At 54.5% G+C, this 25,308-nt stretch carries 26 protein-coding genes and 1 other RNA gene; 1 reads left to right on the top strand and 26 read right to left on the bottom strand.

Going from position 1 to position 25,308, the window contains the following annotated elements; all coding sequences use genetic code 11:
* Positions 1-63 precede the first annotated feature (63 nt).
* The 5 genes from ACZ439_RS22970 to ACZ439_RS22950 form a co-directional block, all read right to left on the bottom strand.
* Positions 64-786 carry a lytic transglycosylase domain-containing protein gene (locus ACZ439_RS22970; protein WP_054800014.1) on the bottom strand — a complete coding sequence of 241 codons (723 nt, stop codon included), beginning with the start codon at positions 784-786 and terminating at the stop codon, positions 64-66.
* 119 nt (positions 787-905) lie between these two features.
* Positions 906-1,340 (bottom strand): hypothetical protein, encoded by a 435-nt coding sequence (locus tag ACZ439_RS22965; protein WP_054797354.1) that lies wholly within the window; start codon positions 1,338-1,340, stop codon positions 906-908.
* A 20-nt stretch (positions 1,341-1,360) separates the two neighbouring features.
* A complete protein-coding gene (locus tag ACZ439_RS22960) occupies positions 1,361-1,576 on the bottom strand; it encodes a DUF1540 domain-containing protein (RefSeq protein WP_054797353.1) in 216 nt (71 codons plus the stop codon).
* Between the two features lie 66 nt (positions 1,577-1,642).
* Positions 1,643-2,788, bottom strand: a complete 1,146-nt coding sequence (locus ACZ439_RS22955; RefSeq protein ID WP_464620257.1) for a glycoside hydrolase family 15 protein — start codon at positions 2,786-2,788, stop codon at positions 1,643-1,645.
* A 101-nt stretch (positions 2,789-2,889) separates the two neighbouring features.
* Entirely contained in the window at positions 2,890-3,390 is a 501-nt protein-coding gene (locus ACZ439_RS22950; protein ID WP_127608506.1) for a YpuI family protein, read from the bottom strand.
* A 196-nt stretch (positions 3,391-3,586) separates the two neighbouring features.
* Here ACZ439_RS22950 and ACZ439_RS22945 point away from each other — a divergent pair, with 196 nt between their 5' ends.
* Positions 3,587-5,446 carry a S8 family peptidase gene (locus ACZ439_RS22945; RefSeq protein WP_464620256.1) on the top strand — a complete coding sequence of 620 codons (1,860 nt, stop codon included), beginning with the start codon at positions 3,587-3,589 and terminating at the stop codon, positions 5,444-5,446.
* A 98-nt stretch (positions 5,447-5,544) separates the two neighbouring features.
* Here ACZ439_RS22945 and rnpB read toward each other — a convergent pair.
* The 21 genes from rnpB to ACZ439_RS22840 form a co-directional block, all read right to left on the bottom strand.
* Positions 5,545-5,957: RNase P RNA component class A (rnpB, locus tag ACZ439_RS22940), an RNA gene on the bottom strand.
* A 73-nt stretch (positions 5,958-6,030) separates the two neighbouring features.
* Complete coding sequence (locus ACZ439_RS22935; RefSeq protein ID WP_141333778.1) at positions 6,031-7,146, bottom strand: Nif3-like dinuclear metal center hexameric protein; 1,116 nt, start codon at positions 7,144-7,146, stop codon at positions 6,031-6,033.
* A complete protein-coding gene (locus ACZ439_RS22930; protein ID WP_054797349.1) occupies positions 7,113-7,886 on the bottom strand; it encodes a tRNA (adenine(22)-N(1))-methyltransferase in 774 nt (257 codons plus the stop codon). The genes ACZ439_RS22935 and ACZ439_RS22930 overlap by 34 nt, the downstream gene beginning before the upstream one ends.
* Positions 7,887-7,891: 5 nt before the next feature.
* Entirely contained in the window at positions 7,892-8,731 is an 840-nt protein-coding gene (locus tag ACZ439_RS22925; protein WP_464620255.1) for a hypothetical protein, read from the bottom strand.
* A 135-nt stretch (positions 8,732-8,866) separates the two neighbouring features.
* A complete protein-coding gene (rpoD, locus tag ACZ439_RS22920; protein ID WP_054797348.1) occupies positions 8,867-9,985 on the bottom strand; it encodes an RNA polymerase sigma factor RpoD in 1,119 nt (372 codons plus the stop codon).
* 46 nt (positions 9,986-10,031) lie between these two features.
* A complete protein-coding gene (dnaG, locus tag ACZ439_RS22915) occupies positions 10,032-11,867 on the bottom strand; it encodes a DNA primase (RefSeq protein WP_127608501.1) in 1,836 nt (611 codons plus the stop codon).
* Between the two features lie 40 nt (positions 11,868-11,907).
* Positions 11,908-12,369, bottom strand: a complete 462-nt coding sequence (locus tag ACZ439_RS22910; protein ID WP_127608500.1) for a YaiI/YqxD family protein — start codon at positions 12,367-12,369, stop codon at positions 11,908-11,910.
* Positions 12,370-12,482: 113 nt separating this feature from the next.
* Complete coding sequence (locus ACZ439_RS22905) at positions 12,483-13,295, bottom strand: pyruvate, water dikinase regulatory protein (RefSeq protein WP_127608499.1); 813 nt, start codon at positions 13,293-13,295, stop codon at positions 12,483-12,485.
* Between the two features lie 193 nt (positions 13,296-13,488).
* Positions 13,489-14,235 carry a DNA repair protein RecO gene (gene recO / locus ACZ439_RS22900; protein WP_127608498.1) on the bottom strand — a complete coding sequence of 249 codons (747 nt, stop codon included), beginning with the start codon at positions 14,233-14,235 and terminating at the stop codon, positions 13,489-13,491.
* Between the two features lie 39 nt (positions 14,236-14,274).
* Complete coding sequence (locus ACZ439_RS22895; RefSeq protein WP_127608497.1) at positions 14,275-14,418, bottom strand: YqzL family protein; 144 nt, start codon at positions 14,416-14,418, stop codon at positions 14,275-14,277.
* A gap of 143 nt (positions 14,419-14,561) precedes the next feature.
* Positions 14,562-15,485 carry a GTPase Era gene (gene era / locus ACZ439_RS22890; protein WP_127608496.1) on the bottom strand — a complete coding sequence of 308 codons (924 nt, stop codon included), beginning with the start codon at positions 15,483-15,485 and terminating at the stop codon, positions 14,562-14,564.
* Positions 15,485-15,901 carry a cytidine deaminase gene (locus ACZ439_RS22885; protein ID WP_054797346.1) on the bottom strand — a complete coding sequence of 139 codons (417 nt, stop codon included), beginning with the start codon at positions 15,899-15,901 and terminating at the stop codon, positions 15,485-15,487. Before ACZ439_RS22885 ends, era begins: the two co-directional genes overlap by 1 nt.
* 20 nt (positions 15,902-15,921) lie before the next feature.
* Positions 15,922-16,626, bottom strand: a complete 705-nt coding sequence (locus ACZ439_RS22880) for a diacylglycerol kinase (RefSeq protein ID WP_127608495.1) — start codon at positions 16,624-16,626, stop codon at positions 15,922-15,924.
* Complete coding sequence (gene ybeY / locus ACZ439_RS22875) at positions 16,623-17,198, bottom strand: rRNA maturation RNase YbeY (protein ID WP_054797345.1); 576 nt, start codon at positions 17,196-17,198, stop codon at positions 16,623-16,625. The genes ACZ439_RS22880 and ybeY overlap by 4 nt, the downstream gene beginning before the upstream one ends.
* Positions 17,195-19,492 carry an HD family phosphohydrolase gene (locus tag ACZ439_RS22870; protein ID WP_127608494.1) on the bottom strand — a complete coding sequence of 766 codons (2,298 nt, stop codon included), beginning with the start codon at positions 19,490-19,492 and terminating at the stop codon, positions 17,195-17,197. The genes ybeY and ACZ439_RS22870 overlap by 4 nt, the downstream gene beginning before the upstream one ends.
* A 20-nt stretch (positions 19,493-19,512) precedes the next feature.
* Positions 19,513-20,475 carry a PhoH family protein gene (locus tag ACZ439_RS22865; RefSeq protein ID WP_127608493.1) on the bottom strand — a complete coding sequence of 321 codons (963 nt, stop codon included), beginning with the start codon at positions 20,473-20,475 and terminating at the stop codon, positions 19,513-19,515.
* Between the two features lie 38 nt (positions 20,476-20,513).
* Positions 20,514-21,704 (bottom strand): sporulation protein YqfD, encoded by a 1,191-nt coding sequence (gene yqfD / locus ACZ439_RS22860; RefSeq protein ID WP_464620254.1) that lies wholly within the window; start codon positions 21,702-21,704, stop codon positions 20,514-20,516.
* A gap of 13 nt (positions 21,705-21,717) precedes the next feature.
* Complete coding sequence (gene yqfC / locus ACZ439_RS22855) at positions 21,718-21,996, bottom strand: sporulation protein YqfC (protein ID WP_054797344.1); 279 nt, start codon at positions 21,994-21,996, stop codon at positions 21,718-21,720.
* Between the two features lie 279 nt (positions 21,997-22,275).
* On the bottom strand, positions 22,276-22,788 hold the full coding sequence (locus ACZ439_RS22850; RefSeq protein ID WP_141333782.1) for a hypothetical protein: 513 nt from the start codon (positions 22,786-22,788) through the stop codon (positions 22,276-22,278).
* 37 nt (positions 22,789-22,825) lie between these two features.
* Positions 22,826-23,821, bottom strand: coding sequence for a flotillin-like protein FloA (gene floA, locus ACZ439_RS22845; protein ID WP_127610808.1), 996 nt, complete (start codon positions 23,819-23,821; stop codon positions 22,826-22,828).
* 16 nt (positions 23,822-23,837) lie between these two features.
* Positions 23,838-25,235 (bottom strand): NfeD family protein, encoded by a 1,398-nt coding sequence (locus ACZ439_RS22840; protein WP_054798683.1) that lies wholly within the window; start codon positions 25,233-25,235, stop codon positions 23,838-23,840.
* Positions 25,236-25,308 lie beyond the last annotated feature (73 nt).

The following is a 25,308-nucleotide window of genomic DNA, read 5'->3' as shown; positions in this document are numbered from 1 at the left end:
AAAAACAAGACCAATCCTCGCGCCTCCGTACACCGGAAACGGAAATTGGTCCTACCCAACCTTTTAAGAAAGCTCGTAGGCAGTTTGAAGCTGCCGCACTTTGCGAACATAGTTTTGCGTTTCCTTCGGGAGCAGATGCAGCTTGTCCATCAACTGTTGATCGGTGCGTATGCCGAGCCGGTCCAGACGGCCGGGACCGGCGTTGTAAGCGGCTAGCGCCACACCTTGATTGCCGTTGTATTTCATGAGCAGATCGGACAAATATTGCGTACCGCCGGCAATGTTCTGCGCTGGATCGAAAGCGTTCGTAACCCCGAGGTCGGCGCCCGTCGAATCCATCAGCTGCATCAGGCCCTTCGCCCCCGCCTGGGAAACAGCGCGAGGATTGAATGAAGATTCCGCTTCAATGACAGCCTTGATCATGCTCGGCCGCACGCCGAACTTCTGACTCGCTTCTTGAATGATAGGCTCGAAATCCGTAGGTTGGCTTGGGGCCAATTGCTCCTGCCAATACGCTCCTGACGAACCGAACGTCCCATTCGCGAAAAGCGGCGATTTGGACATAGCCGATGACGCGGCCGAGGTTAGCGCGGCTCCCGAGGCTTTAGCCGCATTTTGCCGGGCAGCCTGAGTCGCCATCAGCCCCTCGAGCAACTCGGCGAAATCGCCGTCGCTCCCGTCGGAGCCTGCCGGATTCGAGGAAAGCAAGCCGGCTTTATTTATCGTTTGCAGCTGCAGCAGTTCCTTGATCGTGCGCGGATCCAGGGATCCGATGTTCATGGACATGATGGTGAATGCTCCTTACGTATAAGAGATCATAGATCTATTGTACACTCTTTCGAGTACGGGTTCTACCCTAAAAATGTAAAGCAGGCCGAAGGCGGCCTGCTTCGTTTCTCCCGAAGTCATGCGTACAGCGGTACGAGGATGAAATACCCAGCCAGCGATATCAATCCGATTACAAGCGCCCAGCCGCCGAGTGCACGCTGTCCGACAGAGTAAGCGAACAGCCCCAGCACAGCGGCTGTACTGCCGAGCAGCGCCGGGAACGCGAACAGCGACAAGACGGCGAGCACGATCGCCGTCAAACCGAGCCAGCGGTACGCAGTACCCGATCGCTCCGGCGCCTGACCCTCACTTGTTGTACGTACCGCCCGGTCTTCCGTCCGTTCCCTTACGGAAACAGGCGCACCGGAAGGAGGATAAATGCCCGCCTCTGCGGCAAATTCCTCGTGAACGCTACCCCCCGATTCGCGAGTAACCTGCTGCAGCTTGTAACGCTGCAGCGCGGCATCGTTACGGTCAGGCTTTGCAGGCTCCCCTCCGAGCTTCCGTTTCATATCCGTTCGTCCTTTCCGGGTCAGGATGATTTGGACTTCTTCGGCTCAAAGGTGTGACAACAGGTGTTTCTTACGCTTGTGGCACGGTCTTGATGATCAACGAAATCCGTCGCGAATTCAGTATCGTACCCGACTTCAGCATGTTTGTCGACTTCAATCATGATCGTTTTCGCATTGCAATTGTTGCCTTGCGCCCAGTATTCGCAGTTGGCAACGCTGCATTTGACTTCTGGCATATGATCACCCCCTGCCCACAGCTTGCCCGCTGCAAAGAGGGGGTATTCTTGCCAAACTGGGTTCATTTACCGGATAGAGTCGGGGTAGAGTCGATGGTACAGCACCAAATACATGCCGTGCGACCATAATAATGGCCTCGCCGGAGGGCCCCATTTGCTGACCCAATTCTCGTACCCTTCGCGTGACGGAAGCGCATCCGGAACCTGCTCCGGCAGCCGGCCGCTGGCGTCGGCCTTGGACACGATCCAATGCAGCGCCGCTTCGGCTGTCTCGCGTCGGCCGCGCGAAAGAGCGGCCCATCCGTACCAGGCGGTCAGGAGGAGCCACTCGCCGCCGCCGTAATACGTGTCGCTGGCATAACGGCGAAGCCCGCCTTGTGCCGTGCGCAGCTCGGCATCGATTCGATTAAGCGTCGCCTCCATCGCCGGATGATCCGCTTCGAACATGTGAAACGGCTCAAACAGCCACAGCAAGCTCGCATCGACGCCTTCGTAATTGATTTTATACGTTACCGTGTCGTCGGCTTTGACGGGCGCGATATTTTTCACGAAATGTCCGTCCGGGTGGACCGCATGCTGCAGCAGGAACTCACGAATGCTCGCGCAAACCGTTTCCAGCTCATTCCGCCGGTCCAGTCGCGCGATCGCTTTCAGCCCGCCGTACAAACAGGCAAGCGTGGAGGGGTGGATAAATTCCGCATATTCTTCCCAACAGTCGAAATTCGGCAGCTGCCAGAACGCGACCAAATAAGCGACCGTCGCATCGACAGCCGGGCGATACGCATCCGGAATTTGCGGCTGCCCCGTCGCCTTCAAATGTTCGCTCAGTCCCCACAACCAGGCGCCGTAACCGTCCAGTTGAAAGTGACCCCAATCCGATTGTTCGTCGTCGCGGCCGTCCGCATAGTAGCGCGTATGTAAAAACTGCTCCTGCGGAATAAACTCGCCCCGCTCCTTCTTGCCTAGCAAATCGTCAATATGCGGCTTTTTCGATTCGATAATTCGGCTTACCCACTCATAGAACAGGCGGGAGCTGTCATGCTGCCCCGCAACATCCATGCCGTAAGCGATAAAGCTGCCGTCGCGCAGCCAACTGAACGTGTAATGGGAAAATAAAGGGGATGCTACGTACCCTCCCCGTTCGTGCTGATTCCATGTTATTACGCGGGTGCTGGCTTCCGCCAATTGTTCCGCCGTCAGCCTAGCGGTCATCCGGGCGACACTTCCTTTACGCTTGTATCAAGCTAAATAAAAAGAGATGCCGGAAAGCACCTCTACTTGTCATTATATGGAAAAGCAGTGGCGATTATACGTTATACCTTTTCGCCCTGCATCCTTTTTTGCGTAATATAGTCGGTTTCATAGTACGACAGATCTTCGCGAAGCGTCTCGAAAATTTTGGAGAGCTCAATCGTCAAGTCGCGGACTTCACGCACCGGCTTTTTGCGGAAACGAATAGCATCCTGGCCTGTGTAGGCGTAACGACCGTCTTCGGAATAACATTCATTTTTAGGATAAAAGAAGCTGTTTACGGATGAATGATACACTTCATAAAGTACTTTCTCCGAATATTCCACGTTGAAGTTCGGTCGGCGCAGCGCAACCCCCAGCTTCTCGTAAGCCACCTCCGAAAATACGAGCAAGTGCCGGGTATCGGAAAGATATCCTTTATAAAACTCTTCCATCGCGCTGTCGTTCTCGGTGTTTAATTTCGTGAGCGAGCTCCCGTTTAAAAACTGCTCCATTTTGGCGATGGCTTCGCTCAATTTTGCTCTCGTCGTTTCACAAAGGTTTTTCACATGTTCTACTGACATAATTCCGGTAGCCTCCTCAACTTTGACGCAACAATAAATTTTATTCATACAAGCAGATTTCCAATCAATCGTACCATAAAACCAGAGTAAAAGTAATAGGAGAAATTCATTCATCCGGCTGGTTAACTTTGCTTATGATGATTCCTACGAACGTCGGGAAGTCTACTCCTATGACGAATACAGGAGGCTGTCACCGATGTGGAAATACGCGTTCCCCGTGTTGCTCGTAGTTGCAGGCGCGCTGATCCTGTTCCCCCGCGGCGATCAAACGCCACGACCCGAAGCCTTGTCGCCCCAAGCCGAGCTTCAGATGAAGCAAACGACATTGAATCAAGACCTTAAGCAGACCGAAGAGCTGTGCCGCAATCAATGCAGCTATGAGCTGCGCCGTGTGGCCGGCGAGATGAGCCGCAATGACGAAAACCGCATTCCGGCTTTACTGTCCGACTTGCAAAAGGATCATCCGCATATGCAGCTTCTTGTTCGAACCAAGCGCAACGAGTCCTTGTCGCAGGGCAAAGCTGCCGGTACTTTGAAAGATCCGGTGCGCCGGGCTGCGGATACCTATATGACGGAAGCGAAAATCCAAGTAGACGCAGGACGCTCGTATCAATCGCCGGCCTTCGAAGCGGAAGGCAGCCAGTACTTCGTCTTAGGCGAGCCGGCGGATGACGGTACAAGCGGTATTATCGGCGTCGTAGAGCAGCACATTCTGAAGCAGGTGGCCGATCATCAGCTTAAAAACTTGCGGATTGTCACCTATCCGAGCGAAGGACGCTACAAAATCGAATCGGTCGATTCTGATACCTTACAGGATGTTCATGTCCATCATCCGGAAGGAAATCAAGGCACGAGCCATTATCATCAAAATCAAGTTGTCGTCCGGTTCAACAAAGAACCGACCGAAGCCGAGCTTTCCCAAATTCGCAAAGAAATCGGCGGTAGCACCGTGCAGAAGCTCGGTTACACCTATGTGTTCGAGTCCGACCGCATGGAAGCTAAGGCGCTTATGAATTACTTCCGCAAATGGAATGTTTCGTACAGCGAGCCTCACTTCCTTTATTTAACCAACGAGTCGGCCGTTCCCACGCCGACAGCTAACAGCATCACGCCGAATGATGCTTTATATCGCCGGTATCAATGGAATTTGCCGCAAATCGAAACCGAGGCCGGCTGGAACATTTCCAAAGGCTCCGATCAAGTCACCGTTGCCGTCATCGACACCGGAGTCGATTTGAAGCACCCGGACTTGAAGAACCAGCTTGTTAGCGGTTTGAACGTCGTAAATAAGGACGCCGATCCGCAGGACGATGTCGGGCACGGCACCCATGTCGCCGGGGTCATCGGAGCCTTGGTCAACAACAATCTGGGCGTAGCCGGCATGAGCTGGTACAACCGGATCATGCCGGTTAAAGTACTTGACTCGAGCGGAGCCGGCAGCACCTATGCCGTGGCGCAAGGCATCATTTGGGCCACCGACCATGGCGCCAAAGTCATCAATATGAGTCTCGGCAATTATGCCGATGCCGAATTTCTCCATGACGCGATTCGATATGCGTACGACCGCGATGTCGTGCTGATTGCCGCGAGCGGCAACGATAACACGGATCGGCCGGGTTATCCCGCCGCTTATGAGGAAGTGTTCGCGGTCGCGGCGGCCGACTCCCAGAAGTCGAAGGCGTCGTTCTCCAACTACGGCGATTACATCGACGTTACGGCGCCGGGCGTCAGCATCGCCAGCACGTACCTGAACAACCAGTACGCGGCATTGTCGGGGACGTCAATGGCAAGCCCGCACGTAACAGCGCTCGCCGCGCTGATTCGTTCGGTCAATCCGAAGCTGAAAAATACGGAAGTGATGCAGCTCATGCGCGACACCGCGACGGATCTGGGCCAGGCCGGCAAAGATAAATATTTCGGCTACGGCTTAATCGACGTGGCCGCCGCCCTGAAAGCCGCCCAACCGAAGTCCGTCCGGCAGGAAGAGCCGACAGCTCCGAATAACACCACGCTTCCGAACTGGCCCGGGTGGCTGCAGCGTCTGTTCGGCAGTTGAACCGGCACCAGCACAGCGCATGTGCGCAAAGCAAAGAAACCGCCTCATGAGGCGGTTTCTTTGCACATCTAAAACCATCCGTTTGCTGTATGTGGCTGAAAGAAAGTTTGCCGTAAGCCGGGTTCTGTGCTTCCAGTGGTCGTAACGGGGGCCACCCTGCCACCATTGAAGCGACAATCATCTATCTAGGCCAAACATTGCTGCCTGGCTCAAGCGACCAACCCGAACGCGCCTCGGGCTAAGGCTGTCCCTTAAAGAGACTAGCGTTCCTCTAGGTCTTGCTCCAGATGGGGTTTACCAGGAACCATGTCACCATGGCTCCTCGTGGTCTCTTACACCACGGTTCCACCCTTGCCTGTGCCGCTGCCGTGAAGCGGCGGCCATCGGCGGTCCGTTTCTGTGGCACTAGCCTTCAGCTCGCGCTGACTGGACGTTATCCAGCATCCTGCCCTATGGAGCCCGGACTTTCCTCTCGCGGCGCAAGGCCGCCAGCGATTGTCTGTCAAACTTTCTTTTGCAACAGATGCAATTGCTAGTATAACCCCATTCGCCGCAAAAGGCAATACGCCTAAATGAGGTCGGGCTTACACAAATCGGAAAGGCTCCGTGTCGGTCTGCGAAGCGATGGCGCGCGTCTTCCATTTGCGATCATCCAGCTTGCGCTGCAAATAATCGGCGACGCCTTGCTTCATAATCTTCTCCACGTTATGTCCGGGGTCGATCAAGGCGATGCCCGCGGCGAGCGCATCGTGCGCCGTATGATAATCGATATCGCCGGTGATCAGCACATCGGCTCCTGCGAAGATCGCATTGCGCACATACCTGCCGCCCGAGCCTCCGAGCACAGCCGCCTTACGGATGACGCGCTGCGGGTCGCCAACCATGCGCACCATCGGCACTTCATATGCCTGTTTGACGCGCTCGCACAGCTCAGCTAAGGTGACCGGAGCCTCCAGCTTCCCGGCCCGGCCCAGCCCGAACGTACGCGTCTTCAAGTCAAGCGCATATAAATCGTAAGCTACCTCTTCGTACGGATGCGCCTTCAGCATGGCCTGCACGACACGCCGTTCGGCGCTCTGCGGCACGATCGTTTCAATGCGGATTTCTTGCGCTTGCTCCAGCTGCCCCTGCCGTCCGATGTAAGGATCCGTTCCTTCGCCCGGCTTGAACGTTCCGACGCCTTCGATGTTGAAGCTGCAGTGGCTGTACTTGCCGATAGCGCCCGCCCCTGCATCGAACATCGCGGCGCGCACCTTGTCCGCGTGGTCGACCGGCACGAAGACAACCAGCTTCTTCAGCTTGTCGGTGTGCACTTCATCAAGCGGCTCGGTAACCTTCAGCCCGATCGCCTCAGCCATCATATCGTTAATGCCGCCGTCCGCCACATCCAAATTGGTATGGGAAATGTAGACGGCGATATCGTGTTTAATCAGCTTCTCGTACAAGCGCCCGGCCGGCGTATCGGTTTGCAGATGCGGCAGCGGGCGAAAAATAATCGCATGATGCGCAATGATCAAATTGGCGTCGACGCGCAGCGCTTCTTCAACGACTTCATCCGTGACGTCCAGCGCAATGAGCACATTGCGGATTTCCTTCTGCAGCGTTCCGAGCTGCAGACCGATTTTGTCATTCTCCACCGCATACGATTTCGGCGCTAACTCTTCCATTAGTTGAATGACGGCTTGACCTTTGGCGTACATGCGGCCAACACCTCCCTGATCCGGTTCATTTCCTTCCGGTATTCGGCTTCTTTCGCGCGGGCGGCCTCGGTCTGCGACAACCGAAGCTGCGCGCATATCTTATCCATTTTCTCAAGTTCCCAAGTCCACTTCGTTCTCCAGACGTCGGACGCTTCCCGCGTCAAGTAGGGCCCCATGAGAAGGAGAAGCTCACGCTGAACTTCCCTTCCGTCCGCGCATACGAGAGGAGCGTACATCTGCTCCGGCTCAAGCCCGGTTTCAGCGGCGGACACAGCAGTTAAGATTTCGTAGATTTTGCCGTCCTCTTCCAGAATACGTTCTCCGATCAGCACCCAGCCGTTCGCAAGCAGCCACTCCCGAACCGCAGGTTCGCCGACATTCGGCTGCAATACGAGCCGTTTCACCCCCTTGAGCTTCGACTTCCCCGCTTCTAGAATAGACACGATCAAGGCTCCGCCCATTCCCGCGATCGTAATGACGTCCACTTCGCCCGGTTCGATCACCGCCAGCCCGTCGCCAAGCCGAACGTCGATGACGTGCTTCAAGCCCGCTGAACGGACTTGCTTGGATGCCGCCTCATACGGCCCTTCGTTCACCTCGCCGGCCACCCCGCTCACGATGACCCCGTTTGCCGCCAAATAAGAAGGGAGCAGCGCGTGATCGGACCCGATATCCGCTAACCGGCTGCCCTCCGGTACTTCCCTCGCAATCCATTCCAATCGTTTCGACAACTTTATCATTCACATTACCCCATGACCCAGACGGTCCATTTTTTTCGCCAAACGAACAAGATCGCCGCTTGCATACACATTTTGCTTAGCAGCAGCCATTGCAGCGCTTGTTCGCCGTACTTCTCGGCATAAAGCATACCATACAATTCCGGCATGTACCAAACGATGAGGCCCAGCAAGAAGAAGACGAGCCCGATTTGACGGCTTCTCTCGTGGATCAACCAGGACAGCCAGCAAAACAATATCCCAAGCGGCACCCAGCTAATTTCCAGCGTAAACCAGTTGATCGCATCAAGCTGATGATGAAGCAGCCAACCGTAACAAAAAACGAGACTGACCCATCCGCACAACTGGAACAGCGCCAGCCGTGCCAATAGCCCGGTGATCATCCATATTAGACTGGTGATAAACACATATCCGACGACAAGCACCGGCTCCTCGATGCCGTGAAGCTTCATCATATAAACCCCGATAAACAGCAGGAATAGCGAAGCCATGCCCAGCAGTATTTGCGCCGCCATCGGTTCCTTGGCCCGCTTGAGCCCTCCCCACACATAACAGGCGGCCAAAACGGCCAATGCGACCCCCATTTGCATTGGTAATTCAAAAGCGTTAAAATTAAGAGCAGAAAAGGATAAAGCGGCCGCTATGATTAAATTGAGCATCCATATTTTCCAATTGCTGTTTCTTATTTGCGATGACGAAAGCCCCAAAAATCCGCTCCCGGTATCGGGCTTCGCTGCATCGTTATCCAAATAAATGTTAAGTAAAAAATCGCAATACTGCTCCGGTAACAGTCGGCTGCGCCGCCAGTGTTCGATTTCGCGAATGAGCATTTTCTTTTTTTCGTCCATAAGCGTCCTTCTCCCCCAAGGCCCGGCATACTTCTTTCCTATTTCATTATCGGCGGCGGGGACATAAAAAATTAGACCTTGCTGCGAGGCACTCGCAGAAGGTCCAACATAGATCCGAACGCATGACCGTTTCGTTTATTCCAAGAAATCCTTCAGCCGCTTGCTGCGGCTTGGGTGCCGAAGCTTACGGAGCGCCTTGGCTTCGATTTGGCGAATCCGCTCGCGCGTAACGCCGAATACTTTACCGACTTCCTCCAGCGTTCTTGTGCGGCCGTCATCCAGTCCGAAGCGCAAGCGAAGAACGTTTTCTTCCCGTTCCGTCAACGTGTCGAGCACGTCCTCAAGCTGTTCCTTCAGCAGTTCGTAAGCGGCGGCATCCGCAGGTGCCAGCGCCTCCTGGTCCTCGATGAAATCCCCCAAATGTGAATCGTCTTCCTCACCGATCGGCGTTTCCAATGAAACCGGCTCTTGAGCGATTTTCATAATTTCGCGCACTTTATCGGTACTGAGATCCATCTCTTTGGCGATTTCTTCCGGTGTGGGTTCGCGCCCGAGCTCTTGCAGCAGTTGTCGGGATACCCGGATCAGCTTGTTGATGGTCTCTACCATATGTACCGGTATCCGAATCGTCCGCGCCTGGTCCGCAATCGCTCGCGTAATCGCCTGGCGAATCCACCATGTCGCATACGTACTGAATTTGTATCCCTTCGTATGGTCGAACTTCTCAACGGCTTTAATCAAGCCCATATTGCCTTCCTGGATTAAATCAAGGAACAGCATGCCGCGTCCGACATATCGTTTGGCAATGCTGACAACGAGACGCAAATTGGCTTCGGCCAGACGGCGCTTCGCTTCTTCGTCGCCAAGCTCGATCCGTTTCGCCAAATCGACTTCATCTTCTGCGGAAAGCAGAGGAACACGGCCGATTTCCTTCAAGTACATCCGCACCGGATCGTTGATCTTAATGCCCGGAGGCAAAGATAGATCGTCGTCAAAGTGGAAATCGTCGTGCTCATTATCATGCGGATTCATGTCATGGTCTTCATCCGACTCGTTGCCGACGTCGATGCCCATTTCTTGGAGCTGCTCGAAAAATTCGTCGATCTGCTCCGGATCTTGATCGAAAGGCGCCAGCTTTTCCATTATCTCTTTGTACGTAATAACCGAGCGCTTCTTGCCCTGTTCGATCAGTTGTTCTTTCACTTGCTCCAACGTCAACTCTGTCTCTATTTCCGTGCGTTGATCGTTCGCCATAATCCAACTCCCTCCTCCTTGGAACTCCCCTAAGCGCGCTTAAGCATCAGGATGATTTCAATTGCTTTTCCAAGGATATAATTTCACTGCCCAGCTGCAGAGCTCTTGGAATATCTCCCATTCGTTCCGCTTGTTTAATTTCTTCTCTCTTACGCTCCAATTGCTGCAGAAGCGGATACTTCTTAATTTCGCGAATGTAATCGTCAATCACGGCTTCGTTCACACCGTTGCGATTATCTATTAAGGTCAAAGAGCTTGCCAAGCTCTCGAGCTTGTCATCCTGGAGCATCCCGATGAACATGCTTGCATTCGGTTCGTATCCTTGTGCATAGTAGGCGTACAAGTAGGCGGCGATGGCCGCATGAGCCTCCATATTGAACTCGTCCCCCAAACGACGCTCGACATACTGGGAAACGTCCCGGTCCAGCATCATTACGGCAAGCAATTGTCGCTCTGCAAATTGATAGGCAGGGATCATTGAAGGGGTCTGTTCACGAGGCTTTCCGTCATTCATACCATTATTCCACGGATTGGGTTTATTATCCCCGGATCGGCTGTTTTTTTCCGTCTGCAGCCTGATCTCATTAAGCGTCTGCATCGCGGAGTCATAGGAATACCGGAACTCGGAAGTTAAATCCTTCACGTAGTGCTCCCTCTCAATCGGTGATGTGAGCCCCGCAATCAATCGGAGCGCCTGCTGTATATATCGTAGCCTCTCCCCATCCTCCTGCATCCTATAGTTTTTGCGAAAATAAAGAAGTTTATATTTGATCGACGGTACGGCGGTCTCGATAACCTCGCGTACGAATCGTTCAGAACCGTGATTGGCAATATATTCGTCCGGATCCATGCCCCCCGGGATTACCGCGATCTTCACCTGGCACCCGGCGTTCTCTAAGAGCGGAATGCTCTTGTAGGCGGCCGATTGTCCGGCATTATCGCCGTCGTATGCAACCGTTACCCGTTCCGCAAGCCTGCGAATCGCTTCGGCGTGTTCCGGCGTCAGAGCCGTTCCCATCGTGGCGACTCCGTTCGTGACTCCCGCATCCCAGGAACGAATGACGTCCATGTACCCTTCGAACAGGACAATCTCCTGCATTTTGCGTATTTGGGGTCTCGATGCGTGCAAGTTGTACAAGGTACGGCTCTTATGGAACAGCATCGATTCCGGGCTGTTTAAATATTTGGGCTGTCCGTCCCCCATCAACCTTCCGCCGAATGCGATCGTCTGCCCTTTCCAATCGCGGATCGGGAACATCACGCGATCTCGAAATTTGTCGACGTAACCGGTGCCATCCTGTTTCGCCGAAATCAAACCGCCTTGTTCCATGAGCGGCAGCGGAAATTGCTTCTTGTCCAGCAGATTAACGAGCGTATCCCATCTGGATGGCGCGTAGCCGATGCCGAATGTCTCCATCAGCTTACCTGTAATCCCTCGTCCCATCAAATACTGTTTAGCCGCTTTTCCCTGCTCCGTATTGTGGAGAATGTACTGGTACAGCTTGTCGGCCAGCTCGTACGCTTCGAGAAGCTTAGCCCGCTCCTTGCTCTCTTTCGTTTCCGCCCCGGTATGAGACGCCCCAAGGCCGACCTGCAGATTCGCTTCCTCCGCTAATTTCCTAACCGCTTGACCGAAGGATAAACCTTCGATTTCGGCGACGAAACGAATCACTTGCCCGCCTGCGCCGCAGCCGTAGCAATGGTAAATTTGCTTCTCCGGCGTAACGGTGAACGACGGCGTCTTCTCGGAGTGAAAAGGACACAGGCCTTTCAGATAATGCCCTTGTTTCGTCAAATGCACGTACTTGCCGACGACTTCGACAATATCGTGAGCCTTCAGGACGGCGTCGATGACATGATCGGGAATGCGTCCGTTACTCATCCTATCCACCTTCAATCCAATTAACACGTAATACTATTCGCTACTTTAGGCGATTCTCCTGCAAACGGGATAAAAGTTTTGTCAAAGATTGTAGAAATTCATCACGATCCTGATTCGTAAACGCTCTGGGCCCTTTCGTATGCTTCCCTCCGCGCCGCAGCTTGGCTTGCTCGTGGCGGCGTTCCAGCAAAAAATCCATCGTACGATCGTTGAACAGCTGCCCCCGGTTGGATAGGGCGAACGCCTTCTTCCCGAGCGCAAGAGCCGCAAGACCGAAGTCCTGGGTAACGAGAACGTCTCCTGCCTGAATTCGATTCACGATATAAAGATCGACCGATTGATCGGAACGATCCACTTGAACGATTTCGACGCCGTCTTCCGGCTGCAGCCGGTGATCGAACGAGGCGACCATGACCACTTGAACGTCAAACCGTGAAGCGGCGTTGCGGATTTCGGCTTTGACCGGGCAAGCGTCCGCATCCACTATTATTTTATACGTCATGAGAGACCACCACGGGGATAATTCAGATATGTGAATGTTTTTACAATCGCACTACCGTAATATTATATACGATGAAATTACAAAAAATCCTGCTTATATCCAAAAGAAACAGACTACCTGGAACGGAATATATCGATGATGATGCTGGCCGTCTCCTCGACGGCTTTGTTGGACACGTCGATGACCGCGCATCCGATTCGTTTCATGACCGCGTCAGCAAACTCCAGCTCTTTATGAATGCGCGCGGTGTTCGCGTAAGTGGCGTTGCCGGGCAGCCCTAACGTCTTCAACCGCTCGGTGCGAATCACGTTCAGCTTCTCGGGGTCGATCCGCAAGCCTACAATCTTCTTGGAGGATACGGTGAACAATTGATCGGGCGGTGCAATTTCCGGTACCAGCGGCACATTCGCGACCTTGAATTTTTTGTGGGCCAAATACATGGACAGCGGTGTCTTGGAAGTCCGCGACACGCCGACCAGCACGATGTCGGCCTGCAGCACGCCGCTGAAATCGCGGCCGTCGTCGTATTTGACGGCAAACTCGATCGCTTCCACCTTCTTGAAATAATCTTCGTCCAGCTTGTGGATCATTCCCGGCAAATGCCTTGCTTCCTGTTTAAGCGTATGCTCCAGTGTGCGAATGACCGGTCCGAGCACATCGATGTATACGATGCCGGCGCGTTCAGCTTCCTCGATCAAGTAATCCCGCAGCTCGGGAATAACGAGCGTAAAGACGATCGCCCCGTTGCGTTCCACCACGGTTCGGATCATTCGATCGATATCCGTTATTTCCTGCAGGAAAGGCACCCGTCTTATTTCTACTTGCAACGGATCGAATTGAACGGCGGCCGCGCGTACGACCGCTTCCCCCGTATCTCCGGCCGAATCGGAAGCAACGAATATGACCGGCTTAAGCATGGTTACCATCTCGGCCTCGTCCCCCTTGGTAAAGTTCTGGCATGACCTACTCTTACTACGAGCCTATACACGGTAATGTTTCATGATGGGACAAACAAAAAATCTCGCTAACCAAAGCCTAGTAAGCAGACTCTGTAACGAGAATTCCATGGATGCATCATATTATAATAACATTGCACGAAAATTATGTCAATTTTTTCATCTATATTTCATAGCGATCCATTTGATCTAAAAAATCACGCGATTTCAAGCGCAAGCCTGCGTGCGTGTCGAAGTAAGCGCGCAATATTTGTTTCAACAACGCTTTCGTCTGCGGCTTCACGTCAATTTGCCCGAGCCTCCTGACGTCGGTTTGAACAAAGATCCGCAGCAGCTTCAATGCTCCGGGCGTTAAAGCAATCGCCTGCGGATCGCGCAGCCGGCAAGTCTCGCATAAGATGCCGCCGAGCCCGACGCTGAACGAAACCGCTTCCCCTTTACTGCCGCAGATGACGCACTGTTCCAGCTCAGGCATATAACCGGCGTGCATCATCATTTTCATTTCGTATAAGTGGACGACAATCTGCATATCCTTGCCTTCAAGCAGCGCATGAAAGCTCCCTTTCAATTGCTCGAATAAGTAAGGTTGTCCTTCCTGATCGCCCAGCATCCGGTCAGTCAGCTCCGCCAGGTACGACGCGTTAGCCGCCAGATGCAAATCTTCGCGCAACTTGTGGAACGCCTCCACGATCTCGGCGTGATTCAGCGTTCCGAGCTGACCCGATTTGAAAAATGAAAAATCGCCCAGCGTAAAAAGCTGGACGGTCGAGCCGAATCGGCTTTTTACTTTTTTGGCGCCTCGGGCGACAATACTCATTTTTCCTTGTTCCCGAGTAAACAGCGTAATAATTTTATTGCCTTCCCCATAATCCATGCTGCGAATGACGATTCCCTGCAGCCTATACTGCATCGGCAGTCTCTCCCTGCTCCTAAGCCTCGCGCGTATTACTTACTGAAGCCAGTCGGAGGCTTCCAGCCCCGCTTCTTCCTCCGGTTCCGGTTCCTCTCCGTCTTGGACATTCATCTCTTTATAAAGCAGGTAGGCATCCACATCTCCAGTCATCGAAAAATACTTCCACGAAAAATCTCTCATGGTACATCCTCCCCAGTGTGACATGACTACAATACCTGTTTATAGGAATAGGATGATACGAATCGCATCGAAGTATGCTGAACAAATACTGGCATGTATGCTCTCCATTACCCTGCCTTTGTACTACTGAAACAAATTCCGTCTTATTCGTGCCTAAAACCGAGATCCTTCAGCACGCGGTCGTGGTTTCTCCAGTCTTTCTTCACCTTCACCCACAGCTCGAGGAACGTCTTGGAGCCGAGCAGCGCCTCGATATCGGCGCGCGCCTGTTTGCCGACTTCCTTCAACAATGCGCCGCTCTTGCCGATGATGATGCCCTTTTGCGAATCCCGTTCCACATAGATGACGGCCGAAATGCGGACGAGACCGTTCTCCTGCACTCGCATATCTTCAATGGACACCGCGATGGAATGCGGAATTTCTTCGCGCGTCAGATGCAATAATTTCTCCCGGATCAGCTCCGCGCAAACGAATTGCTCCGGGTGATCCGTCACTTGATCCGCCGGATAATACTGAGGTCCTTCCGGCAAATATTTGATCACCTGCTCGAGAAGCGTGTTCACGTTGTTGCCGTTCTTCGCCGAGATCGGCACGATTTCAGCGAACGGGTACAGCTCCTTGTACGTTGTAATTACCGGCAGCAGCTGCTCGGGATGCACCTGGTCGATTTTGTTCATGACCAGGATGACCGGCGTCTTGACGTTACGTAGCTGCTCGATAATGAACCGGTCGCCGCCGCCGAGCCCTTCGACAACGTCGATCAGAAACAGCACGGCCTCCACTTCGCTGAGTGCGCTTTGAGCGGATTTCATCATATAATCGCCGAGTTTCGATGTCGGTTTATGTATACCCGGCGTATCGAGAAAGACGATTTGCGCTTCATCGGTCGTATATACGCCATGAATTTTGTTGCGCGTCGTTTGCGGCTTATCCGACATGATCGCGATTTTTTGGCCGATCACTTGATTCATCAACGTTGATTTGCCCACGTTCGGCCGGCCTATAATGGCCACGAAGCCGGATTTAAAAGGCGCTTTCTTGGTGTCGTTCTTTGAAGAGTTTGACATCAGTTGTCTGTTCCTCCGTCCAGATCTTGAGATGTGAATGCCCCGGGCAGCAGCGCCGATACGGTCGTCTCCGTGACGTCTCCGCGCAAATTCGCCAAATACACCGGCATATCCGGAGCGCATAGCTCCACGAGCACTTGACGGCAAACGCCGCAAGGAGAAACCGGATGCGGCGTATCGCCGACGACCGCAATGGCCTGAAACGTACGCGGCGCTTCCCCGTCCGCGATCGCGCGATGCAGCGCCGTTCGTTCGGCGCAGTTGGTCGGCCCGTACGCCGCATTCTCCACGTTGCAGCCGAGATGAACGCGGCCTGATGAATCGAGCAATGCGCTGCCTACTTTAAAGCGGGAGTACGGCACGTAAGCCCGCTCCCGCACTTGCTTGGCCCATTCGATCAATTCCGAGCGTTGCATGCGGTCACATCCTTCTTTGATTAGAAAATCGTGTATAAATAAAAGCAAAGCAACGTGATGAGGCTGCCTATCAAGGCTCCCAGCAGCTGCGAGGCGAAAGATCTCCGCCGTTTATCATATAACACGAGCGAGAGCACGATAGCGAGAAAAAAACCTAGCAGCGATGCGAGCGTATCCTCGATGCGGTATGCAATCAGCGTCGCAACGGCGAAGGCTACCGCGCTGAGCAAGCTCGGCTTCACCCAGGTGCCCTTCTCCGTGAACCGCGTCTGAATGACGATTACCGTCAGAATAACCAATGATAGCAAAATCCATACCGCGCCTGCGGTCAGCGCATGGCCTTCCATGGCGCGACCGGTCCGCAGCAGCCGGTCGATCGGATCGTAGAACACGACCATGCCCGTAACAACGGCAAAAGCCGCAGTCACCAATACCGCGGCTGCCGCTACGTCTTTGGCGATTTTGGCGAGCGGATGGATGTCCGGCATCGCCAGATCGACCGACTTCTCAATGGCGGTATTGATGAGTTCCGTCACGATAACGAGCGTCACCGCAAGCAGAATGAACAAGACGTCCGTTTTGGAAAGACCGAAAAGCAAGGCAAGCACCAAGGCCAGAAACGCTAGCGTGAAATGAAATTTCATGTTGCGCTGGGTGGAGAGCGCATATTTGACGCCTTCGTACGCGTACCGGAAGCTGCGCTGCCATTTGACCGGCTGTCTCACCGGGTCAAGCCCGCCTGCTGCAAGATCGCTTCCTGCTTCGCAAACATTTGCTTCTCTGCCCCTTCGTCCTGATGGTCGTACCCGAGCAAATGGAGGAAGCCGTGCACGAACAGGAACCCTAGCTCCCGATCGACGGAATGGCCGTACTCTTCGGCTTGCGCCACAGCCTTTTGTACGGAAATAATGACGTCTCCGATCGGCTCCTCGAAGCCTTCTTCCTCGTCGTCCCCTTCGTCCGAAGCATCGTCTTCATCGGCGTCCGAATCCGCACCGTTGCCGATGAATTCGAATTCCTCTTCGTCGTACTCCTCGTCGCCGTACACGATCTCAATCTCATCCTCGCCCATCTCGAGCATCGAGAAGGAGAGAACGTCCGTCGGCTTATCCAGTCCGCGGTACTGTTTATTCAGCGCTTGAATCGCCGCATCGTCGACGAACGTTAACGTCACTTCGCCGTCCGATACCTGCTCGGCCTTCCCGGCCAGCCGCAGCAGCTCTTCCAGCTTCCGGACCAGCTCCGGGCTAATCTCGATATGGTCTTGCTCATTGCTAAACGATAATCTCAAACTCATGGGTCCACCTCTTTTTTATTCTCGTCCGCTTTATTCTCGTCCGCAGCCTTGTCTTTGTCTTTACGAGCTTTTGGATCTGCCCGCGTCACTTGAACGTCGGCCGGATATTCGATTCTGGAGTGAAAAATACCGAGCAGCGTCTCGTTCAACGTTCTCGCAATTTGATCGAGCTCTTTAATCGTCAAATCGCATTCATTGAATTGACCGTCGTCCAATCGGCTCTTGATAATCTTGCGAACCATCGAATCGATTTGCTCCACGGTCGGATTCCGCAGCGAGCGGACAGCCGCCTCGACGCAGTCGGCGATGCCGACAATCGCCGCTTCCTTCGTCTGCGCATTCGGTCCCGGGTAGCGGTAGTCCTTCTCCTCCGGCGGTTCTTCGCCCCGCTCTTCGGCTAGTTTCTTCGCTTTGTGGTAAAAAAACTGAAGCAGCGTCGTGCCGTGATGCTGCTCGGCGATATCGCGAATCGGCTTGGGAATATTAACATCCTTCAACATTTCGGACCCGTCGCGGGCATGAGCCACGATAATGGACTTGCTGAGCGCCGGATCGATTTTGTCATGCGGATTTTCGATATTCGTTTGATTCTCGATAAAATAGCTCGGTCTTTTCGTCTTGCCGATATCGTGATAGTACGATCCGACCCGGCACAGCAAGCCGTCCGCGCCGATCGCTTCCGCGGCGGCCTCCGACAAATTGCCGACCATCACGCTGTGATGATACGTCCCCGGGGTCTCCGTCAGCAGCTTGCGCAGCAGCGGATGGTTCGGATTGGACAGCTCGACGAGCTTCAACGGCGACAGAATGCCGAACGCCACTTCGAAGAACGGGAGCAAGCCGATGACGAATACGGCGGTCAGCAGCCCGCTGCCAAGGGCGAACGAGGCCGCGAAGATGGCGGCGCGTTTGGACTCCTGCTCCTCGAACAACAGCAAGGCGGCAACAAGCGCCACCGCGAACACCGAAACCATCATGCCCGCCTTGAGAATCGACGAGCGCTGGCTCGCCCGCTGAATCGAGAAAATCGCGGCGAACGACGTGGAGAATGTCAGCAAGCCGTAGCGGAAGTCGAACGTTTGCACGTGGTCGGAGTTGAAAATGATGCTCGCCATCACGCTGAACAGCACGGTTGCGATAAACGCCAGCTGCGGGTTTAACAAAATCGTGATCAGCATCGCTCCCATGGCTGTCGGTGCCAAATACCCGATCATCGGGTAGTCGAGGTTCTGCATCATCGAGAACACTTTCATAAACGTAACCGTCAAAAATAAAATGAGCACGAGCATTAACAGCTGCACGTTGTTATACTTGATCGGCAGCGCGCTTTGCCGGACGTACATATACAGCGCAAGTCCGCATAAGGAAACGAAAATAAACAGACCGAGATGAGGCCAATACGAGCGATCGTCTTTCAACAGCTCCAGCGCAGCCAGCCGCTGATAGACGTCTTCGGTAATTTTATCACCCTTGGCCACGAGCACCTCGTTCTTGTTGATAAAAATTGGCTTCACATTGTCCCGGGCGTGGCCTTTCGCTTCTTCCGTACCTTTCTGATCGTAGAACTTGTTCGGCGTCAGCGCCGCCCGCACCAGCTCCTGCACAATCTCCCTCGCGTTGTTCTTCGACAAGGTCGAGGCGTTAACCAGCTCCGCCACTTTCGCCCGGCCCGGCTGCGCCTCCAGCAGCTGATCCGTCATCAGCCGTGATACGATTTCTTTGGCGACCGGCTGCATTTGGAGTAAATCATCCTTGCTCAGCCGCGGAATTTTATAAAACGCTTCCTCTGGAATCCGGTACTGCTGCTCGTCGAAATCCTGGCGCATCTCGGCCAGCAATTCGGGACTGTACTGCCCGCTGTCCTGAAACTGCTTCAGCTGACGGTACAGGTGGTCTTGAATAAGCTGCGGAATGACCGTTTTGTAAATGTTCACTTTATCGGCTGTGGACACGTCCGCGTCGGCATTAATTTGCTGCAGCTTCTCGAAGACGGCTTCAAGCGCCATCTCGTTTTTCAACGAAACGATTTTGTAAACAGGCTGCACTTTCGCAGCCGCCTCTTCCTTGGCCTTCTCCGTGGCTACTTCATTCAATATGGCGCGCGGCGCCAGAATGTCTTTCTCGGCGACGGCGTTCAGCGTGATATCGTAGGTTTGCGGGACAACACGGTGCAAAAGCGCAAAGTAAAAAAAGACGGCTAGCGCCAAAAACAGAAGAAAGCGCACGATGGCGCTATATCTCCAGCCGGCAAGCCGATATTGGTATTTGCCCCGAATGGAAACGCGATTGCTCATGATGAAAGGTCAGCCCTTTCTCAGCCTTCTTTGTCTTCATTATAGGCTACGATGATTTTTTGCACGAGCGAGTGACGAACGACATCCTGTTCGGCGAAGGTAATAAATCCGAGCTCTTCGATCCGGCCCAGGATCCGTTTCGCTTCCACAAGACCCGAAGACTTGCCGCGCGGCAGGTCGATCTGGGTGACGTCGCCGGTAATGACCATCTTCGACCCGAAGCCGAGCCTCGTCAGAAACATTTTCATCTGTTCCGGAGTCGTATTCTGCGCTTCGTCCAATATAATAAAAGAATCGTCAAGCGTTCTCCCCCGCATGTAGGCGAGCGGCGCGATTTCGATCAATCCGCGCTCCAGCGACTTCAGCACCTGCTCGGGACCCAGCACGTCGTTAAGAGCATCATACAACGGGCGCAAATAAGGGTCAACTTTTTCCTGAAGGTCGCCCGGCAGGAAACCGAGACTTTCTCCCGCCTCGACGGCAGGGCGCGTCAGCACGATCCGCTTCACTTTGCCCTCTTTCAGCGCGGCTACGGCGAGAACGACGGCGATGTAGGTTTTACCCGTCCCCGCAGGTCCGATCCCGAAGACGATATCCTTCTTCTTGATTTCGTTTACATACTGCTTTTGCCCGATCGTCTTCACACGAATCGGCTTGCCTTTGTGCGTAACGGCGATTTCGCCCTTGAACAGATCCAGCAGCTGATCGGCCTTCATCTCTTTGGACAAATCCAATGCATAAATCACGTCGCGCTCGGTCAGCACGTACTGGTTTCGGATCAACTCGAGCAGTACCGCAAACAAATGCTCGAGACGCGCGGTTTCGGCGCTCGCGCCTTGAATGACGATCTCCGCTTCGCGCGTAAAAATGGACGCCTGCACTTCCCGTTCAATCAAGTGCAGAAACTTATCCTGCGGCCCGAAAAGCGCCTGGCCCTCGGACGGATTTTTCAAAGATACTTTCACCGTTGTCGCTTGTTCCATCCAGTTCTCCTTCAACGATAACCGTTCGTCATATGAAATTAAGGCACAATCGGTTGTTCAACCGCAATTGACTCCTCGACTTCCAAAAGCACTTCCATATAAACTTTACCATTCTCCGCCTTCTCATGCAAAATTTTTTCGGAAACGACCCTTGCGCCCCCGCCCGCGGCAGACAATATTTGTGCTTTCGCCTCCGTCAATCCGACGCTCGACGCCTCCTTCGGATCGATCGGCTGCTCCTGAAGCTCCACTTCCATCACCTTCTCGCTGAGCCATCCGATCGGCAGTGTGTAGGAGCGCCAACTGAGCGTTTTGCGTTCCTGAATCGTTTCCGTCTGCCCGAACGGCACTTTACCGTACCCGGACACCTGCAACCCGCGGCTGCCGAGGACCAAGTAAGAGCGTTGTTTACTTTCGCCCGTGTAAACTTTATATTGACGCACGAGCGGTACTTCGACCGTCGGTTTGTACCAGACCACACCTTTGACGGTGCCGGAAGCTACGACCGTTTGCTGATGGAGCTCGTCGCCGATCATGCCGGATATGAGGATGTCTCCTTTGCGCACATACGTATTCGGCTTAACGGCGGGACGTCCCTTTTCAGCAAAAATCTCCGTCACAAGCGCATGCTTCGAGGCCACCAGATGCCGCGGATTCATCAGCGGCGGCTTCTCCGGAATCGTCGCTTCGACGACCTTGATCACGACATGCGTACCGCGCACCTCAACGCCGATCCAAGCGGCGGCCGGCAGCTGACTCTGCATCGCCCGGGACAGCTCGGAAGGCTCCTTCAGCTTAAACTTCCACTGCAGCCGGTACACCCCCTGCTGCTTGGCCGCCTGCAAAATTTGTTCGGTTTGAATCGTCTCGTTGCCCTCCACGCGAACCTGCAAGACGAGCTGGGAAAGCAAATAAATGCCGATGACGAAGCCGAGCAGCCCGATGGCGAAAAATTTGCGCCTCTCGAGCTTGTCCAGCCAAAACGGAAAGCCGCGTTTTTCCTTGATGCGAATCAGGGAGCCTGTCTCTTTCAAGAGCGGACGAAGCCGAAAAAAATCGGGCACGGTGACATATAACGAAATCCGCTCCTTGTCCAAATAACGGATGTCCCAGACGGACATCCTTTTCTGTGATAAGCGGTTAACCAAATGCTCCAGCTTGCCTCCGGTGACCTCCAGATGAACAAAGCCGCGCAGACGGTAAATTAACGAAGCTTTCAAGACTCTCATCCCCTTTCCGGCTCTAGGACATATATTTGATATCTCGGATTTTCCCTTCAATCATCACTTCATCAGGCAGGATCGCGCGAATCACCAGATCGGAGCCGTCCACTTCAAGTTTCCCTTTCGCCAAGGCCAATTTCAAAGAATCGCTGGAGAAGTGAAGGACGCCCCGATGATTTTCGATATAAAGCTGCATATTCCCGATCATCGTAATGCGGGGCAGGTCCATAGCGACGTCCTGAGGCAGGTCGAGCAGTTTTGCCGTAAATTGATTGATTTTGTGAGTCAGACTGCGCATACTTAACCTCCTCCGGTAGCGGGCGCTTTGCAAAATAGCGGAAGATCACGGGCTATTTACACGATATGCCGGGGAATCGAAATTATGACGTCGGGCCGGGAAAAAGAGTAAAATGACCCGGCCGAAATCCAGGCCGAAATATAGCTAGGAAGCCTGCCCGCGGAACCGGGGATGCGCAGTTTCGCGCAGGAGGCTTGAACTGCGCCAACGCCAAAAACCGCCGCAAGCGATGAAGGACAACCTTCATCGCTTGCGGCGGTTAGATGTAAGCCGGTTCCGCTAACGCCGATAAGGACGCTTAGCGCGCGGCGGGCCAAGAATTTCCGCCCAGAGGACGCCGAGCGCCGCGTCTTCCGGGCGCAGCGGACCGGGCGCTGAAGCCGGCTCGGCGGCTCCCGCCCCGCCGGTGACGCGTTCGCCCAAGCCGCGGCCCACGGCTAGCGGGCGCTCCCGCTGCTCGCGCTGAGCCGCGTACGGGTCTTCAGCTGCGGCCTGGCGCTCCGCAGACTCGCGAATGACGGGCGGCTTGTTCGCGTGTCCGCGCGTGTCTGCACGCTCCGCAGAAGCCGCCTGCGGCTGCCCAGGAGCCGCCTTGCGCATCGGCCGGGCGTCCGAACCTTTCGGCCAGCCGGAACCTCCGCCCCCGAAGGGCGGCATGCTTGAAACCGGCTTGCCGGGCGATTGCGGCTTAGCAGGGTTTCCTTGCTTCATCTGTTTGAACAACGAGCTGAAGACGAAGAAAACAATCGCCACAACGATCCAATTTTCCAATAAAAAACCGATGATGTTCACGGGTTATTCACCGCCTTTACCGCGCGTCGCTCCCGCTTCACGCGTCCTCGCCCTGTTGGCCGGGGTTGTTGTTCATTTTGCCGAGACTGGAGCGCATTTGCGTATCCGCATCGATATTTTTCAAGTTCATATAATCCATGACGCCAAGCTTGCCTTCGCGAAGCGCTTCGGCCATCGCAAGCGGCACTTCGGATTCGGCTTCGACCACCTTGGCCTTCATCTCGACGACCTTCGCTTTCATTTCCTGCTCCTGCGCGACAGCCATCGCGCGCCGCTCCTCCGCCTTCGCTTGGGCGATGCGCTTGTCGGCTTCCGCTTGCTCCGTTTGAAGGTTGGCGCCGATATTTTTGCCCACGTCGACGTCCGCAATATCAATGGATAAAATTTCGAATGCCGTACCGGCGTCCAATCCTTTGCCAAGCACGGTGCGTGAAATCAAGTCGGGATTTTCCAGCACGTCCTTATGCGAGCCGCTGGAGCCGACCGTCGTGACAATGCCTTCGCCGACACGGGCGATGATCGTCTCTTCCCCGGCGCCCCCGACTAACCGCTCGATATTGGCGCGTACCGTCACTCTGGCGATAACCTTTACTTCAATCCCGTCCTTCGACACGGCCGATACGGTAGGCGTCTCGATAACGCGCGGATTGACGCTCATTTGCACGGCCTGCAGCACGTCCCGTCCGGCCAGATCAATCGCCGCCGCGCGTTCGAACTCAAGATGAATGTTCGCGCGGTGTGCGGCAATCAGCGCATTGACGACGCGATCGACGTTACCGCCCGCCAGAAAGTGACTTTCCAGCTGGTTGATCGTCAACTCTATTCCCGCCTTCGTCGCTTTGATCATCGGATTGACGATGCGGCTTGGTAAGACGCGGCGCAGGCGCATCGCGACCAGCGTGATAATGCCGATCCTCACTCCGGACGCCAACGCGGAAATCCACAACATGACCGGCACAAACGTGAAAAACACCGACAGCGCAATAATGACCACAACCGCTAAAAATAAAACCGAAATCAAACTCGTATCCATGAAACACAACGCCTCCTTATTGTTTTACTTCCTTCACAACGATACGCGATCCTTCGACGAACGTAATCGTCACCGTCCGGTTGGCGGGTATAAATTCACCATCGGCGACGACGTCGAGCCGCTCTTCATCGAAGACGGCCGTCCCCGCAGGCCGAAGCGGCGTAACCGACGTGCCGGTCTTGCCGACCAGCTCGCGCCGGGTAACGACGGAAACGTAGCCTTCTTCGGTCGTCAGCTTATCGCGCAAGATGAACCGGTTCCAAACGCCGCGGTGCTGGAAGATTTTCACGACAATCGCTACAACGACGACGGCCCCGAGGAACGCGATGCCCAGATTCAGCGCCGCCAGCTTCATGTTATAGGCCGACAGCACGACGCCGCTGAATAGACAAACCGCTCCAAGGAAGCCGAGAATGCCGAAGCTGGACACGAAAATTTCCAGTATAAGCAGGAATATGCCGGCAATAAACAGCGCCACGTCTTCCACCCCCGCAAATCCAGCGATATAATGCCCGAAAAAGTAAAGTCCAAACCCTAAAATACCCAGCACGCCTGCGATGCCGAAGCCTGCTACAAGCATTTCGATGGCGATCCCGGCGATGCCGATCAACAACAGCAGCACGGACACCCAGGGGAGCGTCACAAAACGCGCCACCTGCTCCGCAGCGCTTGCTTCAATCGTGACGAGCGGATGATCCGCGCCGCCGATAAAGCGCACCACTTCCTGCACGTCGGCGGCCATCGTCTCGGCATAACCGACCTTCACGGCCTCTCCCGCCGTAAGCGTCAAAATTTGCCCTTTCGGTACTTCGCGTCCAAGCTCCGGCAGCGAAAGCCCGACCTGTTTATCCACCATCGCCTCGGCGACTTGCGTATTGCGGCCGCGCAGCTCCGCGGCGGCCTTCATCTGCCCCGACCAATACGAGACGACCTTCACGTTCTCGATCTCGCTGCCGGTCCCGTCCACTACGGCGGCCGCTCCCATGGAACTGCCGGGCTCCATGGCGATGCGGTTCGCATTCAATGCGATATACGCGCCGGCCGAAATCGCTTTCCCCCGCACGTAAGCGATTGTCGGTATCGGACTTTCTTTCACGAGCTGCCCGATATGCTCGGCCGATTCCACGCTTCCTCCGAGCGTATCGATGTCCAGAATGATGTGCATGGCACCAAGCTCTTGCGCCTCGGCAAACGCTCTTTGCATAAACCGTTCAAGCCCGCTTTCGATCGTCCGATCCACCGGAATGACGACAACCGGGGCGGCAAGCGGCGGTGCGGACGGAGCTTGCGGTACGGACGCGGCGTGCGCACCCGGCAGCAAGCATACGAACGCGACGCCTGCCACAAGCGCAAGCCATAGGATCAACCTGCGGATGAAGCACGGTTCGCTGGTTTTATCGGCTGCTGCGTACATAGGCTAGCCTCCTTCGATCAGGATGAAATATGCCCTATCGGAAAGTAATACGCAAATGTTCGGCATTTGATTC

Source organism: Paenibacillus sp. JCM 9796, assembly GCF_055379675.1.
The sequence above is the reverse complement of the archived record's forward strand: the minus strand, read 5'-3'. Positions and strand labels throughout refer to the sequence as shown.

Bases quoted from the DNA above. Each gene is read 5' to 3' on its own strand.
- ACZ439_RS22970 (WP_054800014.1), bottom strand. From the start codon at position 786: ATGTCCATGAACATCGGATCCCTGGATCCGCGCACGATCAAGGAACTG.
- ACZ439_RS22965 (WP_054797354.1), bottom strand. From the start codon at position 1,340: ATGAAACGGAAGCTCGGAGGGGAGCCTGCAAAGCCTGACCGTAACGAT.
- ACZ439_RS22960 (WP_054797353.1), bottom strand. From the start codon at position 1,576: ATGCCAGAAGTCAAATGCAGCGTTGCCAACTGCGAATACTGGGCGCAA.
- ACZ439_RS22955 (WP_464620257.1), bottom strand. From the start codon at position 2,788: ATGACCGCTAGGCTGACGGCGGAACAATTGGCGGAAGCCAGCACCCGC.
- ACZ439_RS22950 (WP_127608506.1), bottom strand. From the start codon at position 3,390: ATGTCAGTAGAACATGTGAAAAACCTTTGTGAAACGACGAGAGCAAAA.
- ACZ439_RS22945 (WP_464620256.1), top strand. From the start codon at position 3,587: ATGTGGAAATACGCGTTCCCCGTGTTGCTCGTAGTTGCAGGCGCGCTG.
- ACZ439_RS22935 (WP_141333778.1), bottom strand. From the start codon at position 7,146: ATGTACGCCAAAGGTCAAGCCGTCATTCAACTAATGGAAGAGTTAGCG.
- ACZ439_RS22930 (WP_054797349.1), bottom strand. From the start codon at position 7,886: ATGATAAAGTTGTCGAAACGATTGGAATGGATTGCGAGGGAAGTACCG.
- ACZ439_RS22925 (WP_464620255.1), bottom strand. From the start codon at position 8,731: ATGGACGAAAAAAAGAAAATGCTCATTCGCGAAATCGAACACTGGCGG.
- rpoD (WP_054797348.1), bottom strand. From the start codon at position 9,985: ATGGCGAACGATCAACGCACGGAAATAGAGACAGAGTTGACGTTGGAG.
- dnaG (WP_127608501.1), bottom strand. From the start codon at position 11,867: ATGAGTAACGGACGCATTCCCGATCATGTCATCGACGCCGTCCTGAAG.
- ACZ439_RS22910 (WP_127608500.1), bottom strand. From the start codon at position 12,369: ATGACGTATAAAATAATAGTGGATGCGGACGCTTGCCCGGTCAAAGCC.
- ACZ439_RS22905 (WP_127608499.1), bottom strand. From the start codon at position 13,295: ATGGTAACCATGCTTAAGCCGGTCATATTCGTTGCTTCCGATTCGGCC.
- recO (WP_127608498.1), bottom strand. From the start codon at position 14,235: ATGCAGTATAGGCTGCAGGGAATCGTCATTCGCAGCATGGATTATGGG.
- ACZ439_RS22895 (WP_127608497.1), bottom strand. From the start codon at position 14,418: ATGAGAGATTTTTCGTGGAAGTATTTTTCGATGACTGGAGATGTGGAT.
- era (WP_127608496.1), bottom strand. From the start codon at position 15,485: ATGTCAAACTCTTCAAAGAACGACACCAAGAAAGCGCCTTTTAAATCC.
- ACZ439_RS22885 (WP_054797346.1), bottom strand. From the start codon at position 15,901: ATGCAACGCTCGGAATTGATCGAATGGGCCAAGCAAGTGCGGGAGCGG.
- ybeY (WP_054797345.1), bottom strand. From the start codon at position 17,198: ATGAGTTTGAGATTATCGTTTAGCAATGAGCAAGACCATATCGAGATT.
- ACZ439_RS22870 (WP_127608494.1), bottom strand. From the start codon at position 19,492: ATGAGCAATCGCGTTTCCATTCGGGGCAAATACCAATATCGGCTTGCC.
- ACZ439_RS22865 (WP_127608493.1), bottom strand. From the start codon at position 20,475: ATGGAACAAGCGACAACGGTGAAAGTATCTTTGAAAAATCCGTCCGAG.
- yqfD (WP_464620254.1), bottom strand. From the start codon at position 21,704: ATGAGAGTCTTGAAAGCTTCGTTAATTTACCGTCTGCGCGGCTTTGTT.
- yqfC (WP_054797344.1), bottom strand. From the start codon at position 21,996: ATGCGCAGTCTGACTCACAAAATCAATCAATTTACGGCAAAACTGCTC.
- floA (WP_127610808.1), bottom strand. From the start codon at position 23,821: ATGGATACGAGTTTGATTTCGGTTTTATTTTTAGCGGTTGTGGTCATT.
- ACZ439_RS22840 (WP_054798683.1), bottom strand. From the start codon at position 25,235: ATGTACGCAGCAGCCGATAAAACCAGCGAACCGTGCTTCATCCGCAGG.